Origin of the sequence: Leifsonia sp. AG29, from assembly GCF_009765225.1 — a bacterium.
In the GTDB taxonomy this organism is placed as follows: Bacteria; Actinomycetota; Actinomycetes; order Actinomycetales; family Microbacteriaceae; genus Leifsonia.
Map to the genome: position 1 here is coordinate 3,621,987 of NZ_VMSF01000001.1, position 16,119 is coordinate 3,638,105.

Annotated in this window: 16 protein-coding genes; 10 read left to right on the forward strand and 6 right to left on the reverse strand. The window is 69.6% G+C overall.

The genetic code is table 11. The annotated features are described in order from the left end of the window. Positions 1-54: 54 nt before the first annotated feature. The gene (locus FPT20_RS17510; protein WP_115695636.1) at positions 55-489 is read right to left on the reverse strand and encodes an Lrp/AsnC family transcriptional regulator; all 435 of its coding nucleotides are present in this window, start codon (positions 487-489) and stop codon (positions 55-57) included. Between the two features lie 125 nt (positions 490-614). On the opposite strand from FPT20_RS17510, the gene FPT20_RS17515 reads away from it, so the two are divergent. From FPT20_RS17515 to FPT20_RS17535, 5 genes are all read left to right on the forward strand, one after another. Beyond that, positions 615-2,090, forward strand: coding sequence for a peptide MFS transporter (locus FPT20_RS17515; RefSeq protein ID WP_158867639.1), 1,476 nt, complete (start codon positions 615-617; stop codon positions 2,088-2,090). 43 nt (positions 2,091-2,133) lie between these two features. Beyond that, positions 2,134-2,787: an MOSC domain-containing protein gene (locus FPT20_RS17520; RefSeq protein ID WP_158867641.1), complete on the forward strand. Its 654-nt coding sequence runs from the start codon at positions 2,134-2,136 to the stop codon at positions 2,785-2,787. 75 nt (positions 2,788-2,862) lie between these two features. Continuing rightward, positions 2,863-3,315, forward strand: coding sequence for a VOC family protein (locus FPT20_RS17525; protein ID WP_158867643.1), 453 nt, complete (start codon positions 2,863-2,865; stop codon positions 3,313-3,315). Positions 3,316-3,325: 10 nt separating this feature from the next. Then, positions 3,326-4,045: a winged helix-turn-helix transcriptional regulator gene (locus tag FPT20_RS17530; protein WP_158867645.1), complete on the forward strand. Its 720-nt coding sequence runs from the start codon at positions 3,326-3,328 to the stop codon at positions 4,043-4,045. 64 nt (positions 4,046-4,109) lie between these two features. Then, positions 4,110-4,985 carry a LysR substrate-binding domain-containing protein gene (locus tag FPT20_RS17535; RefSeq protein ID WP_158867647.1) on the forward strand — a complete coding sequence of 292 codons (876 nt, stop codon included), beginning with the start codon at positions 4,110-4,112 and terminating at the stop codon, positions 4,983-4,985. A gap of 135 nt (positions 4,986-5,120) precedes the next feature. Here FPT20_RS17535 and FPT20_RS17540 read toward each other — a convergent pair whose 3' ends face one another. The 5 genes from FPT20_RS17540 to FPT20_RS17560 all read right to left on the reverse strand — a co-directional run bounded on the left by FPT20_RS17540 (position 5,121) and on the right by FPT20_RS17560 (position 9,244). After that, the gene (locus tag FPT20_RS17540; RefSeq protein WP_158867649.1) at positions 5,121-5,987 is read right to left on the reverse strand and encodes an aldo/keto reductase; all 867 of its coding nucleotides are present in this window, start codon (positions 5,985-5,987) and stop codon (positions 5,121-5,123) included. 34 nt (positions 5,988-6,021) lie between these two features. Continuing rightward, on the reverse strand, positions 6,022-6,993 hold the full coding sequence (locus FPT20_RS17545) for an aldo/keto reductase (protein WP_158867651.1): 972 nt from the start codon (positions 6,991-6,993) through the stop codon (positions 6,022-6,024). 271 nt (positions 6,994-7,264) lie between these two features. Continuing rightward, positions 7,265-7,516: a glutaredoxin family protein gene (locus FPT20_RS17550; RefSeq protein ID WP_158867653.1), complete on the reverse strand. Its 252-nt coding sequence runs from the start codon at positions 7,514-7,516 to the stop codon at positions 7,265-7,267. Positions 7,517-7,525: 9 nt separating this feature from the next. Continuing rightward, the gene (locus FPT20_RS17555; RefSeq protein ID WP_158867655.1) at positions 7,526-8,188 is read right to left on the reverse strand and encodes a nucleoside/nucleotide kinase family protein; all 663 of its coding nucleotides are present in this window, start codon (positions 8,186-8,188) and stop codon (positions 7,526-7,528) included. A gap of 45 nt (positions 8,189-8,233) precedes the next feature. Continuing rightward, complete coding sequence (locus FPT20_RS17560; protein ID WP_158867657.1) at positions 8,234-9,244, reverse strand: LacI family DNA-binding transcriptional regulator; 1,011 nt, start codon at positions 9,242-9,244, stop codon at positions 8,234-8,236. A 350-nt stretch (positions 9,245-9,594) separates the two neighbouring features. On the opposite strand from FPT20_RS17560, the gene FPT20_RS17565 reads away from it, so the two are divergent. The 5 genes from FPT20_RS17565 to FPT20_RS17585 form a co-directional block, all read left to right on the forward strand. Beyond that, positions 9,595-10,914 (forward strand): ABC transporter substrate-binding protein, encoded by a 1,320-nt coding sequence (locus FPT20_RS17565; protein ID WP_158867659.1) that lies wholly within the window; start codon positions 9,595-9,597, stop codon positions 10,912-10,914. 106 nt (positions 10,915-11,020) lie between these two features. Beyond that, positions 11,021-11,968: a carbohydrate ABC transporter permease gene (locus FPT20_RS17570; RefSeq protein ID WP_233265608.1), complete on the forward strand. Its 948-nt coding sequence runs from the start codon at positions 11,021-11,023 to the stop codon at positions 11,966-11,968. Further along, complete coding sequence (locus tag FPT20_RS17575; RefSeq protein WP_158867661.1) at positions 11,965-12,798, forward strand: carbohydrate ABC transporter permease; 834 nt, start codon at positions 11,965-11,967, stop codon at positions 12,796-12,798. The genes FPT20_RS17570 and FPT20_RS17575 overlap by 4 nt, the downstream gene beginning before the upstream one ends. A 50-nt stretch (positions 12,799-12,848) precedes the next feature. After that, complete coding sequence (locus tag FPT20_RS17580; protein ID WP_233265609.1) at positions 12,849-15,119, forward strand: alpha-L-rhamnosidase; 2,271 nt, start codon at positions 12,849-12,851, stop codon at positions 15,117-15,119. Between the two features lie 208 nt (positions 15,120-15,327). Further along, positions 15,328-16,119, forward strand: a 792-nt coding sequence (locus tag FPT20_RS17585; RefSeq protein ID WP_158867663.1) for an L-rhamnose isomerase, incomplete at its 3' end; no start/stop codon positions are given.

The window sequence follows — 16,119 nt, forward strand, 5'->3', positions numbered from 1 at the left end:
ACCGGGGCGTTCAGGGCTCGCGTGCCCGCTGAATGTTCTCGTAGGGGAGGGGGCTCAGCTGCCGCGGGTGATCAGCCGTGACAGCACGATGGCGCTCCGCGTGTGGTCCACGTTCGGGGCCAGCCGGACCTTCTCGAGCGCCGCCTCCAGGCTGGGGATGTCGCGCGATCGGATGTGGACGATCGCGTCGGCGCTTCCTGTGACGGTGCCGGCGTCGACCACCTCGGGCACCGCCGACAGGATGCGCAGGAGCTCCTCGGGCGACACCGTTCCGCGGCAGAACAGCTCGACGTACGCCTCCGTGCTCATGCCGTCGATCGCCGGGTCGACCTGGATCGTGAACCCGCGGATGACGCCGTCGGCCACCAGCCGGTCGACGCGGCGCTTGACGGCGGACGCCGACAGGCCGACGACCGAGCCTATGTCGCCGTACCCGGCGCGCGCGTTCTGGCGGAGCAGGTCGAGGATGCTGCGATCGAGGTTGTCCACGGCGCAAGCATAGGGTGGATCGTTGCGTGGAGGCGCGTCTGACGCGGAAATCGTGCGCGCCGCGCAACGCGGCGAGGTTCGGCGCCCCGCTTTCGGACTCCGCGGAGCAGTGGAACCATGGATTCATGAGCAACACCTCAGAGACCGCCGAGCGCCGACCGTCCGACCTCGATCACGGCTTCTTCGGGCAGCCGCGCGCGCTGGCGAACATCTTCGGCGTGGAGATGTGGGAGCGCTTCTCGTTCTACGGGATGCAGGGAATCCTCCTCATCTACCTGTACTACTCGGTCGCTCGCGGCGGCCTCGGCATCGCGGAGCCCACGGCGGCCGGCATCGTCGGCGCGTACGGCGGCGCGGTGTACCTCTCCACCATCCTCGGTGCGTGGCTGGCCGACCGCATGTTCGGGTCGGAGCGCGTGCTGTTCTGGAGCGCCGTCGTCATCATGGCGGGCCACGTCTCGCTGGCGCTCCTCCCGGGCGTCGCCGGCGTCATCGCCGGCCTGCTCTGCATCGCCCTCGGCAGCGGCGGCCTGAAGGCGAACGCCACGCGAATCGTCGGAACCCTGTACGGCGAGCACGACTCCCGCCGCGACGCGGGCTTCTCGCTGTTCTACCTCGGCATCAACCTCGGCGCCTTCTTCGGGCCCCTCCTGACGGGCCTCCTCCAGTCGACGCTCGGCTTCCACTGGGGCTTCGGGCTCGCCGCCGTCGGCATGGCGATCGGGCTCATCCAGTACTCGCTCGGCCGCAAGCGCCTCCCCGCCCTGTCGCGGGAGGTGCCGAACCCGCTGCCGCGCGAGCGCTACGGCCTCCTCGTCGGCATCGCCGCCGCTGGCGTCGCCGTCATCGTGGCGCTCGTCCTCACCGGCGCGGTCACCGCGATCAACCTGGCGCTGTGGGTCATCGGGGTCACGATCGCGGCGGCCGTTGCCTATTTCGTGGTGATCCTCTCCTCCCGCCTGCTGAGCGCGGAGGAGCGCAGCCGGATCGTCGCGTTCATCCCGCTCTTCATCACGAACGCGGCCTTCTGGTCGCTCTATCAGCAGCAGTTCACGGTGGTCACGATCTACTCGGACAAGCGGCTGGATCGCGACCTGTTCGGCTGGCAGTTCCCCGTCTCGTGGGTCCAGTCCATCAATCCGATCTTCATCATCATCCTGTCGGGCGTCTTCGCCGCCATCTGGACGAAGTGGGGCGACCGGCAGCCGTCGACGCCGCTGAAGTTCGCGGCGGGCACCGTGATCATGGGCCTCGCCTTCTTCCTGTTCCTCTTCTGGGCCGGTGGAGGGAGGAACAGCACACCCCTGCTCGCGATGATCGGCATCCTCCTCGTGTTCACCATCGCCGAGCTGCTGATCTCGCCCGTCGGCCTGTCCGTGACGACGAAACTGGCGCCGCGCGCCTTCCAGGCCCAGATGGTGGCGCTGTACTTCCTGTCGGTCGCCCTCGGCACGGCGATGGCCGGCCAGCTCGCCAAGCTGTACTCGCCCGGCACGGAGGGCGTGTACTTCGGGGTCATCGGTGCGGTGGCCGTCGCGATCGGCGTGATCCTGGCGCTGATCAGCCCGTGGGTGCTCCGGATGATGCGAGGCGTGCGCTGAGGCCCGCTCGCCGAGGCGGCCGCCCGGCTGCGATACTGGCGGAATGCCTGAGATCGTCGCCGTCTGCCGGGTCGAGAAGCTGCTCCCCGACTCGGGTGTCACCGGCGTGACCGCCATCGACAAGCGCCCGGTCGCGGCCCGGGTCCGGGCGCGCCCGCTCGGGCTCCGCGCCGACGTTCAGGTCGATCGCAAGCATCACGGCGGCCTGTCGAAGGCGCTGTACGCGTACTCCGAGGAGGACGCCGCCTACTGGGCCGAGCAGCTCGGGCGACCGGTGCCCGCCGGCCTCTTCGGCGAGAACCTCCGCACCTCGGGACTCGAGGTGAGCGGCGCCGAGATCGGCGAGCGGTGGAGGATCGGCGACGAGGTCGTGGTCGAGGTCACCTGCCCTCGGACGCCGTGCGCCGTGTTCCAGCGCAGGATGAAGGAGCCGCACTGGGTCAGGCGCTTCACGGAGGCGAACCGGACCGGTGCGTACCTCCGGGTCGTGAAATCGGGGACCCTCGGCGCCGGTGACGGCGTCGAGGTCGTCCACCGCCCGGGGCACGGGGTGACCATCGCCTCCTGGTTCGGCGGGGCGGACGAGGCGCAGGCCCAGGCTCTGGAGGCGGCCCAGGCGCAGGGTGCGCTGGCGCTCGCGCCCGAGATGGTGGAGTCGATCCGGAGGCTTCGATTGTCGGCTGGACGCGCCTCCTGAGTCTTTACTTGCTATTGACAAGTTCACTTGCAAAGAGCAAGCTGGTCGCACATGGACGGATCACAGGAGGACACCATGGCTGACAGCAAGATCTTCGTGAACATCCCCACCAGCGACCTCGAGCGCGCGAAGGCGTTCTACGAGGGGCTCGGGTACACGATCAACCCCAACTTCACCGACGAGAACGCCGCCTGCGTGGTGCTGACCGACGACATCTACTTCATGGTGCTGACCCGCGAGTTCTTCAGCACCTTCACCGAGAAGCAGATCGCCGACCCGCGCACCCAGCTGCAGACCGCCATCTCGCTCACCTGCGACTCGCGGGAGGACGTCGACGCGATGCTCGAGCGCGGCCTCGCCGCCGGCGGCTCCGAGCCGCGGCCCGCTCAGGACTACGGCTTCATGTACTCGCGCGACCTCGACAACCCCGACGGCAACGCGCTCGGCTTCCTGTACATGGTGCCCGAGGCGGTCGAGAAGGGCCCCGAGGCGTACATGGCCTCGCAGGCGGCGGAGGCGTCGGCCTAGGCCGAATCGCATGGCAGCACGATCCCCGCGAGGCTTCGGCCAGTTCAGCGGGGTGGCGCGCGCCGTGGAGCGCGTCGGCGAGCGGTGGGCCCTGCTCATCGTCCGCGACCTGCTCCCCGGCGCGCGCCGGTACAGCGATCTCAAGGCCGGGCTCCCGCGCATCCCGACGAACATCCTGAGCGACCGGCTGAAAGAGCTCCAGGAGGCCGGGATCATCCGGCGCGTGCCCACCGTGCGCGGCGGCTACGAGCTGACCGAGCGGGGCCGCGAGCTGGAGCCGGTCGTGCTGGCGCTCGAACGCTGGGGCTGGGCCGAACTGGGCGCGCCGGCCGAGGGGGAGGTGCTGACGGGTGATGCCCTCGCCGTCGCGGTGCGCGCAGCGTTCCGCCCCGAGGAGGCGGCCGGCCTGCCTCGTACCGAGTACGTCCTCCATGCCGGAGGGGTCTCGGTGAGCGCGATCGTCGACGGCCCGGAGGTGGACGTGATCGCCATCGGAGAGGCCGCGCTCCCGCAGCCCCGGAGGCGGCTCTCCGCCGCAGCGCCGTCGGAGGTGCTGGAGGCGATCGCCGACGTGTCCGAGTTGCAGCGGGTCCTGGAGGGAGACGGCCCCCTGGACGTGCTCGCCGGCGGAGACGCCCTGGTCGAGCGGTTCCATCGCACGTTCCGCATCGAGCCGGCGGCGCGCGGAACGAAGTTCGCGGACGGCGTGGATGAGTCGTCGGTGGCATGAACGGCGTCGTCGCCACATCGACTAGAGGCGTGGGTGCGCCTCCATTGAGCAGTAGAATCGCTGAATGGAATTGCGCCAGCTCGAGCACTTCGTCACCGTCGCCGAGGAGAAGCACTTCACCCGGGCCGCCGAACTCCTCCGGATCTCGCAGTCGGGACTCTCCGCCTCCATCAGGTCGCTCGAGCAGGAGCTCGGGACGTCCCTGTTCATCCGCAGCACGCGGCGCGTCGAGCTGACCACCGCCGGGCAGGCGCTGCTGGCCGACTCGGTGCGCACGCTGGCGAGCGCCGCCGCAGCACGGAACGCCGTCGAGGCCGTCCGGGGGCTGCTCCGAGGGCGCCTCACGGTCGGGGCCGAGCCGTGTCTCGGCTCGGTCGACATCCCCGCGCAGCTCGCCGGGTTCCGCACGGCGAACCCGGGCGTGGAGGTGCGCCTCCGCTACTCCGGCTCGGTCGAGCTGGTGGAGGCGGTGGCCGAGGGCCGCGCCGATGTCGCCGTGGTCGTCGACACCGGCCACACGCCGGCCGGGGTCGAACTGCGGCCGCTGGGCACCCAGGAGATGCTCGTCCTGTGCCACCCCGAGCACCGGTTCGCGGAGGTCGCGGGGACGGGCGGCAGCATCCCGTTCGAGGAGCTCCGCGGCGAGCCGCTCGTCGGATTCCAGGAGGGGTGGGGTGCGCAGGCGCTTACCCGCCGCGCGTTCGCGGCGGCCGGCTTCGACTACCGCGCCGCCATGGAGGTCAACGACGTGCACCCGCTGCTCGACCTCGTCGGCTACAACCTCGGCGTCGCCGTCGTCCCCGCGAGCTTCGCCCTCAAGCGGCCCGACAAGCTGCGGGCCGTGCCGCTGGAGGGCGCACCCGTGTGGACGGTCGCGGTGGCGGCGGCCGACGAGCCCAGTCCGTCGGCCACCGCCTTCCTGCGCCAGCTGCAGGGCTGACGCGGCCGCCCTCTCGTTCGGTGTACCACCTTGCGTCACGGAGGTACACGTGGCGCATGCCCACCCAGCTCGCCCGAACGCAGATCAGCCACACTCCCGCGTCGGCGCGTGTGGGTCAGGCGGCGGAACGGTCGGTCAGGCGCCGGCCGCGTCGAGGCGGTCGAGCTCGTCGCGCGTCAGTTCGACCTCGACGGCGGTCACCGAGTCCTGGATGGTCTCGGGCCGGGACGAGCCGGGGATCGGGATCACGTGCGGGCTCTTCGCGAGCTCCCAGGCCAGTGCCACGACCTGCGGGCTGATGCCGCGGGCGTCGGCGACCTCCTTGAAGGGGGCGAAGCGCGAGCCGAGGTCGGCGGCCGACGTGATCCCGCCGAGCGGGCTCCACGGGAGGAAGGCGATGCCCAGCTCGTCCGCGAGCTCGAGCTCCGGCTCGCTCGAGCGGAACGACGGCGAGAACTGGTTCTGCACCGAGGCGAGGCGGCCGCCCAGGATCTCGTTCGCCTCCCGGATCTGGTCGGGGTTCGCGTTCGAGATGCCGGCGAGACGGATCAGTCCCTCGTCGAGCAGGTCGCGGATCGCCCCGACCGACTCGGCGTAGGGCACCTCGGGGTCGGGGCGGTGGAACTGGTAGAGCCCGATCGCGTCACCGCCGAGCCGCCGGAGGGACGCCTTGACCGCCTCCTTCAGGTACTCCGGACGCCCGTTCAGCGTCCAGCTGCCGTCGCCCGGGCGCAGGTGGCCGCCCTTCGTGGCGACGAGGATCGTGGAGGCGTCGCCTCCCCAGCTGCGCAGCGCTTCGGCGATGAGCTCCTCGTTGTGGCCGACCTCGTCGGCGTGGAGGTGGTACGCGTCTGCGGTGTCGATGAAGGTGACACCCGCGTCGAGGGCGGCGTGGATGGTCTTGATCGAGCGCTCACGGTCGGGGCGGCCCTCGATCGACATGGGCATGCCGCCCAGGCCGATCGCGGAGACCTCGACGTCGGCGATCCTGCGTGTCTTCATGCGGTTCCTTCCGTGTTCCTTCGGTGCTCGTTCGTCACCAGGCGTAGTCCTCGGGCGCGGTCTTGTGCCCGGGGAAGATCTCGTCGAGGCGGGCCAGCGCCGCGTCGTCGAGGCGGATGTCGAGGGCGCGGAGGCCGCCGTCGAGCTGATCGCGGGTGCGCGGGCCGATGATCGGCCCCGTCACCCCGGGGCGGGTCAGCAGCCAGGCGAGCGCCAGGTCGCCGGGGCCGTGACCGAGCTCCGCCGCGAAGTCCTCGTACGCCTCGATCGCGTCGCGGTGCTTCGCGAGGGTCTCGGCGGCTCGTCCCTCCAGGCGTCGCTTGCCCTCGTTCTGCTTGCGGACGACGCCGCCGAGCAGGCCGCCCTGGAGCGGCGACCACGCGATCACGCCGACGCCGTTCGCCTGGGCGGCGGGGAGCACCTCCAGCTCGATCTGCCGCGTGAGGAGGTTGTAGATCGACTGCTCGCTGACGAGGCCCAGCATGTTGCGCTTGCGCGCCTCCGCCTGGGCCGTCGCGATGTGCCAGCCGGCGAAGTTGCTCGAGCCGGCGTACAGGATCTTGCCCTGCTGGATGGCCGTCTCGATGCCCTGCCAGATCTCGTCCCACGGCGCGTTCCGGTCGATGTGGTGGAACTGGTAGACGTCGATGTAGTCCGTCTGGAGGCGCTTCAGGCTCGCGTCGAGCGCCCGGCGGATGTTGAGCGCCGACAGGTGGTTCTCGTTGGGCCAGTCGCCCATGTCGCCGTAGAGCTTGGTCGCGAGCACCGTGCGCTCCCGGCGCCCGCCTCCCTGGGCGAACCAGTTGCCGATGATCGTCTCGGTGGCGCCCGGGCCCTTGGTGCGGCCGTAGACGTTGGCGGTGTCGAAGTAGTTGATGCCGGCGTCGTGCGCGGCGTCCATGATCGCGTGCGAGTCCGATTCTTCGGTCTCGGGCCCGAAGTTCATCGTCCCGAGCACGAGGCGCGAGACCTTCAGGCCGGACCGGCCGAGGTATGTGTACTCCATACCGTCAGCCTCCGCCCGGTTGGGTCAGCTGTCCAACAGGAGATCCGGATCGGATTGAGTGGCAGGGGCGATCAATGCGGGCCGTGGGTGGGGGTGTAGGGAGGAGGGCGCGGGGTCGGTGTCGGCGTGTTGCGGGGAACGGAGGATGGTTCCAGCGCGACGCGGCGGAAGGTCCTCCCGAGGTCGCGCGGCGGGGTGGGGGCCCAGAGGGTGGGGGCGCGGAGGGTGGGGGCCCGGGAGGGTCCGGCCCGGAGGGTGGGGGCGCGGAGGGTCAGGCCTGGAGGGCGGCCTCGAGCTCCGGGTCCGTCGGCTCGACGAAGTGGCGGCCGTCGGGGAAGACGACCACGGGAATGTTCGTGCGTCCGCTGATCGCCTGGGCGCGGTCGGCCTCCTCGGGGCGGGCCACGAGGTCGATGTAGTCGTAGTCGACGCCGAGCCGGTCGAGGAGGGCCTTGGAGCGGATGCAGTCGCGGCACCAGTCGGCGCCGAACATCGTGAGCTTGTCGAAGGAAGCGGAGGTCATGCCATCAGGCTAAGGCCGATTCTCTGAGAGTTCGGCGGTACCGTCCACGACGAGCGTCGCGTGCGCCGCGCCGGGCTCGATGACGCGGGCGTTCGCGCCGTCGACGTCCCGCGCCCACGCCTCCGCGGCCTCCCGCGTGCGACCGTGACGGGTGTGCCGCTCGACCAGGCGGCGCAGCCGCACCTCCTCGGGCGCGGCGACGAACCAGCTCTCCGCCAGGAGCGACGGCACGCGGTTCCACGGCTCCTCCTCCGCGAGGAGGTAGTTGCCCTCGGCGACGACGAGCCGCGCCTCCGGCGGCACGGCGATCGAGCCGGCGACGGGCTCGTCGACCGTCCGCTCGAACGCCGGGGCGTACACGGTGTTGCCGCGCTCGCCGAGGATGCGTCCCAGCAGCGCGACGAAACCCCAGCCGTCGAACGTGTCGATCGCGCCCTTGCGGTCGTGCCGGCCGAGCGCGTCGAGGGTGGCGTTCGCGAGGTGGAAGCCGTCCATCGGGAGGTGCACGGCGGCGTCCCGGTCTCCGGTGAGCTCGTTCGCCCGCGCGGCAACGGCTCGAGCGAGGGTCGTCTTGCCCGATCCCGGGCTACCGACGATGCCGACGATCGCGCGCGAGCCGGCGGGGGCGAGGTCGAGCGCGCGCTGTGCCAGCGATGCGAGGAGGGTGGTCACGCATCCATCATCCCGGGTGGGGCGGCGCCGGTCACGCCGGGCCGGTCACGGGGAGGCGGTGCTCGCGCGCACCACGAGCTCCGGCTGGTAGAGCACGTGCCGCGGCGCGAGGTCGGGGTCGGCCGCCTCCTCGAGGAGGATCTCGACGCCCGTGCGGCCGATGAGCTGCGTCGGCTGCCGGATCGAGGTGAGGGGGACGACGGAGGCGCTCGCGAACAGGATGTCGTCGTACCCGACGAGGGCGAGCTCCTCCGGGATGGAGAGCCGGCCGGTGATGAAGAGCCCCTGCAGCAGCCCGACGGCGAGGAGGTCGTTCGCGGCGAAGACGCCGTCGGGTCGATCCGCGCGGGGCCGGGCGACGATCGCTTCGCCGACGGCCCGCCCCTCCTGCACGGTGAGGCCGGCGACGGGGAGGACCTCGAGCGTCACGCCCGGGTGCGTTTCGACCTCCCGGCGCGCGCCGGCGAGACGGTCGCTCACCTGCCTGATCTCGGAGGGGCCGCCGACGAACGCGAGCCGCGTGCGCCCGGTCTCGATCAGGTGGGCCGCCGCCAGGGCGCCCCCTGCGACGTCGTCGACGGACACCGAGCTGAAGGTCTCGTCGCTGCTCACCCGGTCGACGAGGACCGAGCGGATCCCCCGGTCGCGCAGCTGGCGGAGCCGGGCCGCCGGGTCGCCTACGGGGGAGAGCAGCACGCCGCGGACCCGGAGCTCCTCGAAGAGGTTCAGGTAGCCGGCCTCGCGGTCCTTGCGCTCGTCGCTGTTGCCGACGATCACGCTGAATCCGGCCTCGGCGGCCGCGTCCTCGGCGGCGGTGGCCATGTCGGCGAAGAAGGGGTTGCCCCCGCTGAGCGTGATCAGCCCGAGCGCCTGGCTGTGACCGAGCCGCAACTGCCGTGCGGCCTCGTTGCGGACGTACGAGAGCTTCTCCATTGCGGACGTGACGCGCTCGACCGTCTCGGGCGACACGATCTCGGGCCGGTTGAGCACGTTCGAGACCGTGCCGACCGACACCTGCGCCAGCGCGGCGACGTCTTTGACACTTGCCGAGGCCATGCGACTCCTCCCGTGTGGGAAGCATACCGGAATCATCCGGTTTTGAATCGACACAAGAAGGGGCCTCCCAGCGGTCCATCCGGTGTGCGGGCGGAGAGGCGGCTCCGTGGCAGCGATGAGAGCGGTGTGTGTTGGTTGGACGAGCTCATAGTCTCGCTGATAGTAGCCTTGATCAGGAGTTTTATTTGGAGCGCAAACCGGTGGGGCGACTTACGGGAAATGTTTGTTAAATCGCTATAACGAAACTCTTGACGCGGTGCCACCGTTGCCCCTATGGTGCAATGAAGCGTTTCAAGAGTGCCCGCGATTCGCCGGGCGAAACGACGCAGCACAATACAAGGAGGTATTTGATGTTCTCTTCGAGGACGGCGACACGGATCGCCGCCACGCTCGGCGGCGTCGCACTGCTCGGTGCGGCACTGGCGGGGTGCAGCACGTCCGGAGGGTCCTCCGGCGGTGCGACCACGATCTCGATGCTGGCGCCCGGCAACGACCCCATCTCCACCAAGCTCGCCAACGACCTGGCGACGGCGTTCCACAAGGCGAACCCGTCGATCACGGTCAAGGTCGAGACCCGGCCCGGCGGCACCGACGGCGACAACCTCGTCAAGACGCGCCTGTCCACGGGCGACATGAACGATGTGTTCCTGTACAACTCGGGCTCGCTCTTCCAGGCGCTGCACCCCGACACGACCCTCCAGCCGCTGACCGACGAGTCGTGGGCGAAGGACCTCACGAGCGACTTCAAGAAGGCGGTGAGCACCCCCAAGGCGCTGTACGGCGCTCCGTGGGGGTCCACCTTCGACGGCGGCATCATGTACAACAAGAAGGTCTACGACAAGCTCGGGCTGAAGGTGCCGAAGACCTGGAGCGAGTTCGTCTCGAACAGCGAGAAGATCAAGGCCGCGGGGATCGCGCCCGTGATCGTCTCCTACGGCGACACCTGGACGAGCCAGCTGTTCGTGCTCGCGGACTTCGCGAACGTGTCGGCCAAGGACCCGAACTGGGCGACCGACTACACGGCCAACAAGTCCAACGCAAAGTACGCGAAGGAGCCGGCACTCGCGGGCTTCACCCACACGCAGGAGATCTTCGACAAGGGTCTGATGAACAAGGACTACGCCTCCTTGACCAACGTCAACGCCCTGAAGATGCTCGCGACGGGTGAGGGCGCTCAGTACCCGATGATCACGACCGTGATCGGCAACGTCGAGCAGAGCAACCCGGCCCAGGTCAACGACATCGGCTACTTCGCGATGCCGAGCGACGCGGGCGACCCCCACGCGACCGTGTGGGAGGCGGGCGGCGCCTACATCCCGAAGACCACGACCGGGGACAAGCTGACCGCGGCGAAGAAGCTCGTCGCGTTCATCAACTCGTCGATGGGCTGCGACATCCAGAACAGCGCCAGCCTCCCGGCCGGCCCGTTCGCGATCAGCACCTGCAAGGTCCCGGACAACGCCCCGGCCCTCGTCAAGGACGAGGTGGCCTACCAGGACGCGAAGAAGACCGGCCTCGCACTCGAGTTCCTCTCGCCGATCAAGGGCCCGAACCTGGAGAAGATCCTGATCCAGGTGGGTTCGGGCATCTCGTCCGCTCCGCAGGGCGCCGCCCTGTACGACCAGGACGTCAAGGCCCAAGCCCAGCAGCTGGGCATCAAGGGCTGGTGAGCCCTCGTCCGGGCCGGCGGCATCCCGTCGCCGGCCCGGACCCCCGGCGGCCCCCCGGCCGCAACGCGCCCTGAGGCGCCCGATCCGACTCGACGAGGAGCAGACTATGTCGACGGCCATTCCCGCGACCGCGGTGCAAGCGGGTGACATCATCACCGAGGCCCACCGCCCGGGGGTTCGCAAACCGGGCAGATCGCGGATGAAGTCCGCGTACCCGACCTGGTTCTTCATCCCGGCGCTCGCGCTGTACGCGATCTTCTTCGCCCTCCCGACGTTCTCGTCGTTCTACTTCTCGCTCACGCGGTGGTCGTTGTTCGACTCGCAGTTCATCGGCTTCCAGAACTACGTCCAGTTCTTCCAGGACCCGCAGCTCTACACGAGCTTCATCCACACCTTCATCTACGCCTTCCTGACCTCGGGGGCGAAGGTCGTCCTCGGGTTCCTCCTGGCGCTGCTGCTGACCTCCCCGGTGATCGGCCGCGGCTACCTGCGGGCGATCGTCTTCTTCCCGGTGCTGCTGTCGACCATCGGCGTCGGCATCCTGTGGAAGTCCCTCCTCGACCCGTTCCACGGCATGGTGAACGCGGTCCTGGGGTTCTTCCACCTGCCGCAACCGGGCTGGTTCACCGACCCGAACCTCGCCCTCTACACGATCGCCGGGGTGGACATCTGGAAGGGCGTCGGCATCGCCACGCTGATCTTCATGGCCGGCATCGTCGCGATCCCGAGCGAGTACTTCGAGGCGGCCAAGATGGACGGCGCCTCCAGCTGGCGCATCCTGCGCGACATCACGATCCCGCTCAGCCGCGGCGCGACCGCGACCGTGATCATCCTGTCGCTGATCGGCGGCCTGCGTTCCTTCGACATCATCTGGGCCACCACCGGAGGCGGCCCCGGCTTCACCAGCGACGTGCTCGCGTCGGTGATCTACAAGCAGTACCAGGCGGGCTTCTACGGTCTCTCGACCGCGGGCAACGTCATCCTCTTCCTCGTGGTGACCGTGATCATGGTGCCGCTGTCGTTCTTCCTCAACAGAAAGCAGGTGGAGCTGTGAAGCAGGCGCGCATCCGCTCCTGGAGCGTCGGGATCCTCGCGATCCTGGTCTCCGTCGTCGTCTTCCTCGTGCCGCTGGCCTTCGTCGTCCTGCAGGCCTCCAAGACGCCGGACGACGCCTCCAGCCTGGCCTTCAGCTGGCCCAAGGAGTGGCAGTTCTTCCCGAACCTCATCGCCGTGCTCCAGAGCGGCGACGGCCTGATCTGGCGGGCGTTCATCAACTCGTTCGTGCTCACCGTCGGATCCGTGGCGCTGATGGTGATCCTCTCCGCCATGGCCGGGTACGTGCTCGCCCGCAAGCGCAGCAAGTGGGGACCCGTGGTGAACTTCTTCGTCCTCGCCGGGCTGATCGTGCCTCCCGCCGTCGTCCCCACGATCTGGGTGCTGCAGGGGGTGGGGCTGTACAAGACGATGCCGGGCATGATCCTGATCGAGACCACCTTCGGGCTCTCGTTCTGCATCCTGCTGTTCCGCGCCTTCTTCGGCACCGTCCCCCGGGAGCTCGACGAGGCCGCGGTGCTCGACGGAGCCGGCCGGGTCCGGTTGTTCTTCCAGGTCATCCTGCCGCTCCTCCGGCCGGTGATCGTGACGGTGATCGTGGTGCAGTCGGTGTTCGTCTTCAACGACTTCCAAGGGCCGCTGTACTTCCTCCCCGGCTCGGACAACGCCACCGTGCAGACCACGCTGTACACGTTCTCGGGGCAGAACCTGAGCTTCTACAACCTGCTCTTCATGGACATCCTCCTCATCACCATCCCGCCGCTGGTGGCCTACATCTTCTTCAACCGGCAGATCATCGCCGGCATCACCAGCGGCGCCGTCAAGGGATGACCGCGACCACGAACACCGACGAACGCCTACGAAACGGGAGACACACCGCAATGAACTGGCAAGCCCGCATGATCGCCGCCGGCGAGGACTTCGACCGGGCGCCCCTGCTGCGCCGCGAATTCACCCTGGACGCGGGCCACGGCGCCGTGGCCCGCGCCACCCTCCGGCTGACCGCCCAGGGCGTGGTCGAGGCCTGGCTGAACGGCCGTCCCGTCTCGGAGGAACTGCTCACCCCCGGGTGGAGCGCCTACGAGTGGCGGCTGCGCTACGCCGAGCACGACGTGACCGAGCTGGTCGAGGGCACGAGCGTGCTCGGCATCCACCTCGGCAAGGGCTGGTTCGGCGGGCGCCTCGGCTGGACGGGAGGCGACTCCTGGTACGGCCCGGACCTCGGCGCGTTCGCGCAGCTCGAGATCGAGTTCGAGGACGGCACGACGCAGGTCGTCGCGACCGACGAGGAGTGGACCAGCGGTCCGAGCGCCGTGCTCCAGAACGACCTCTACGACGGCCAGACGATCGACGCGCGCCGCCGCGACGAGTCGTGGAAGCGCCCCGGATTCGCCGGCGAGGGCTGGACCGGCGTGCGGGTGCTCGACTTCGACACCGCGAAGCTCCAGCCCTACATCGGTCCCGGAGTGAAGCGGTGGGCTAGTCTCCCGGTGCAGGAGATCACGACATCGCCCTCGGGCAAGACCCTGGTCGACTTCGGGCAGAACCTCGTCGGCTGGATCAAGGTGCGGGTGCAGGGCCCGGCGGGGACCGAGGTGGTCATCCGCCACGCCGAGGTGCTCGAGCACGGCGAGCTCGGAACGCGCCCGCTCCGGACCGCGAAGGCCACCGACCGCTACATCCTCAGTGGAGGGGCGGACGAGTTCGAGCCCACCTTCACCTTCCACGGCTTCCGGTACGCGGAGATCGAGGGCTGGCCGGGCGAGCTGAAGCCGGAGGATCTGACCGCCGTCGCGATCGGCTCGGACCTCCGTCGTATCGGCGAGTTCCGCACCTCCGACCCGCTGCTCAACCAGTTCCACGAGAACGTGGTCTGGGGCATGCGCGGCAACTTCGTCGACGTTCCCACCGACTGCCCGCAGCGCGACGAGCGCCTCGGCTGGACCGGTGACATCGCGGCGTTCGCGCCCACGGCCGCGTTCCTCTACGACGTCGACGGCTTCCTCAGCAGCTGGCTCGTGGACCTCGACCTCGAGCAGCGGCACAACGACGGGATCGTCGGCTTCGTCATCCCGGATGTGCTGAAGTACATGCCGCACCCCGCCGACTTCGGCAAGCCCGACTCCACGGCGGTCTGGAGCGACGCCGCGGTGTGGGTTCCGTGGGATCTTTACCAGGCGTACGGCGACACCGAGGTGCTCGCCCGCCAGTTCGACTCGATGGCCCTGCATGTGCGCCGGGTGAAGTCCCTCCTCTCGCCCTCGGGCGTCTGGGACGGCAACTTCCAGTTCGGCGACTGGCTCGACCCGGACGCCCCGCCGGAGGACCCCGCGAAGGCGAAGGCCGACAAGGGCGTCGTGGCGACCGCGTGCGCGTACTGGTCGGCGAAGATCCTCGCCGACACGGCTGCGGTGCTCGGCCGCGCGGAGGAGCGGGCCGAGTTCGAGGCGCACGCCGCAGACCTGCGCGAGGCCTTCAACCGGGAGTACGTCCGCGATGGCGTGGTCACGAGCGACTGCACCACGGTCTACTCGCTGGCGATCGTCTTCGGGTTGCTGGATCCCGCCGACGAGGAGTTCGCCGGCAACCGGCTCGCCGAGCTCGCGGCCGAGGCGGGCTACCGCATCTCGACCGGGTTCGCCGGCACGCCCTTCATCGCCGACGCCCTCTCGCAGACCGGTCACACCGACGTCGCCTACCGCCTCCTGCTCGAGAAGGAGTGCCCCTCCTGGCTGTACCCGGTCACGATGGGCGCCACCACCGTGTGGGAGCGCTGGGACTCCATGCTCCCCGACGGCACCATCAACCCGGGCCAGATGACCTCCTTCAACCACTACGCCCTCGGCGCCGTGGCCGACTGGATGCACCGGGTCGTCGGCGGCATCGCCCCGCTCGAGCCCGGCTACGCGAAGGTGCTGATCGCGCCCCAGCCCGGCGGCGGGCTCACGGAGGCGGAGACTTCCCTCGAGACGCCGCACGGCCCGGTCTCGGTGCGCTGGCGCCTCGAGGGCGACACAGTCGCCCTCGAGGCGGACCTGCCCGACGGCATCCCGGGCGTCCTGCGGCTGCCCGGGCAGGAGGATCGCGCGGTCGAGGGCCAGGGCATCACGGCCACGGTCGCGCTTCCGGTCCCGCTGGCTGTCGGGCGCTGACGGGCGCGGGGTGAGTCACCATGCGGCGCGGGAGTCTCTGCTCGGCCTCGCGCCGCATGGTGTTGCCTTCCGCCCGAACCGTGCTATCGTTTGAATCGATTCACGTTGAATCGATTCATGACCGGATCGCCCTCCATCGCGAACCGGCTCGGAAACACCGCTGCGACGCCCGGCAGGCCGCGCCGCACCCGCAAGAGAAAGCGAACCCATGACTCTCAGCGACGAGATCCGATCGCACCTGGCGCTCCAGGCGATCGAGCTGCCCAGTTGGGCGTTCGGCAACTCGGGCACGCGCTTCCGCGTGTTCGGCACCCCCGGCACCGCGCGCGACCCGTTCGAGAAGGTCTCCGACGCGGCGCAGGTGCACAAGCACACCGGGCTCGCGCCCACGGTGGCCCTCCACATCCCGTGGGACAAGGTGGATTCGTACGCCGACCTCCGCAAGCACGCCGAGGACAACGGCGTCGCGCTCGGCACGGTGAACTCGAACACCTTCCAGGACGACGACTACAAGTTCGGCTCGGTCACCCACTCCGACGACCGCATCCGGCAGAAGGCCATCGACCACCACTTCGAGTGCATCGACATCATGAACGAGACCGGCTCGCGCGATCTCAAGATCTGGCTGGCCGACGGCACCAACTACCCCGGCCAGGACTCGATGCGCGCCCGGCAGGACCGGCTGACCGACAGCCTCCAGAAGATCTACGAGCGCATCGGCGAGGGTCAGCGCCTCGTCCTCGAGTACAAGTTCTTCGAGCCGGCGTTCTACCACACCGACGTTCCCGACTGGGGGACCAGCTACGTGCAGACGGCCGCCCTCGGCGACCGCGCGGTCGTGTGCCTCGACACCGGGCACCACGCCCCGGGCACGAACATCGAGTTCATCGTCATGCAGCTCCTGCGGCTCGGCAAGCTCGGCTCGTTCGACTTCAACAGCCGGTTCTACGCCGACGACGACCTGATCGTGGGCGCGGCGGACCCGTTCCAGCTGTTCCGC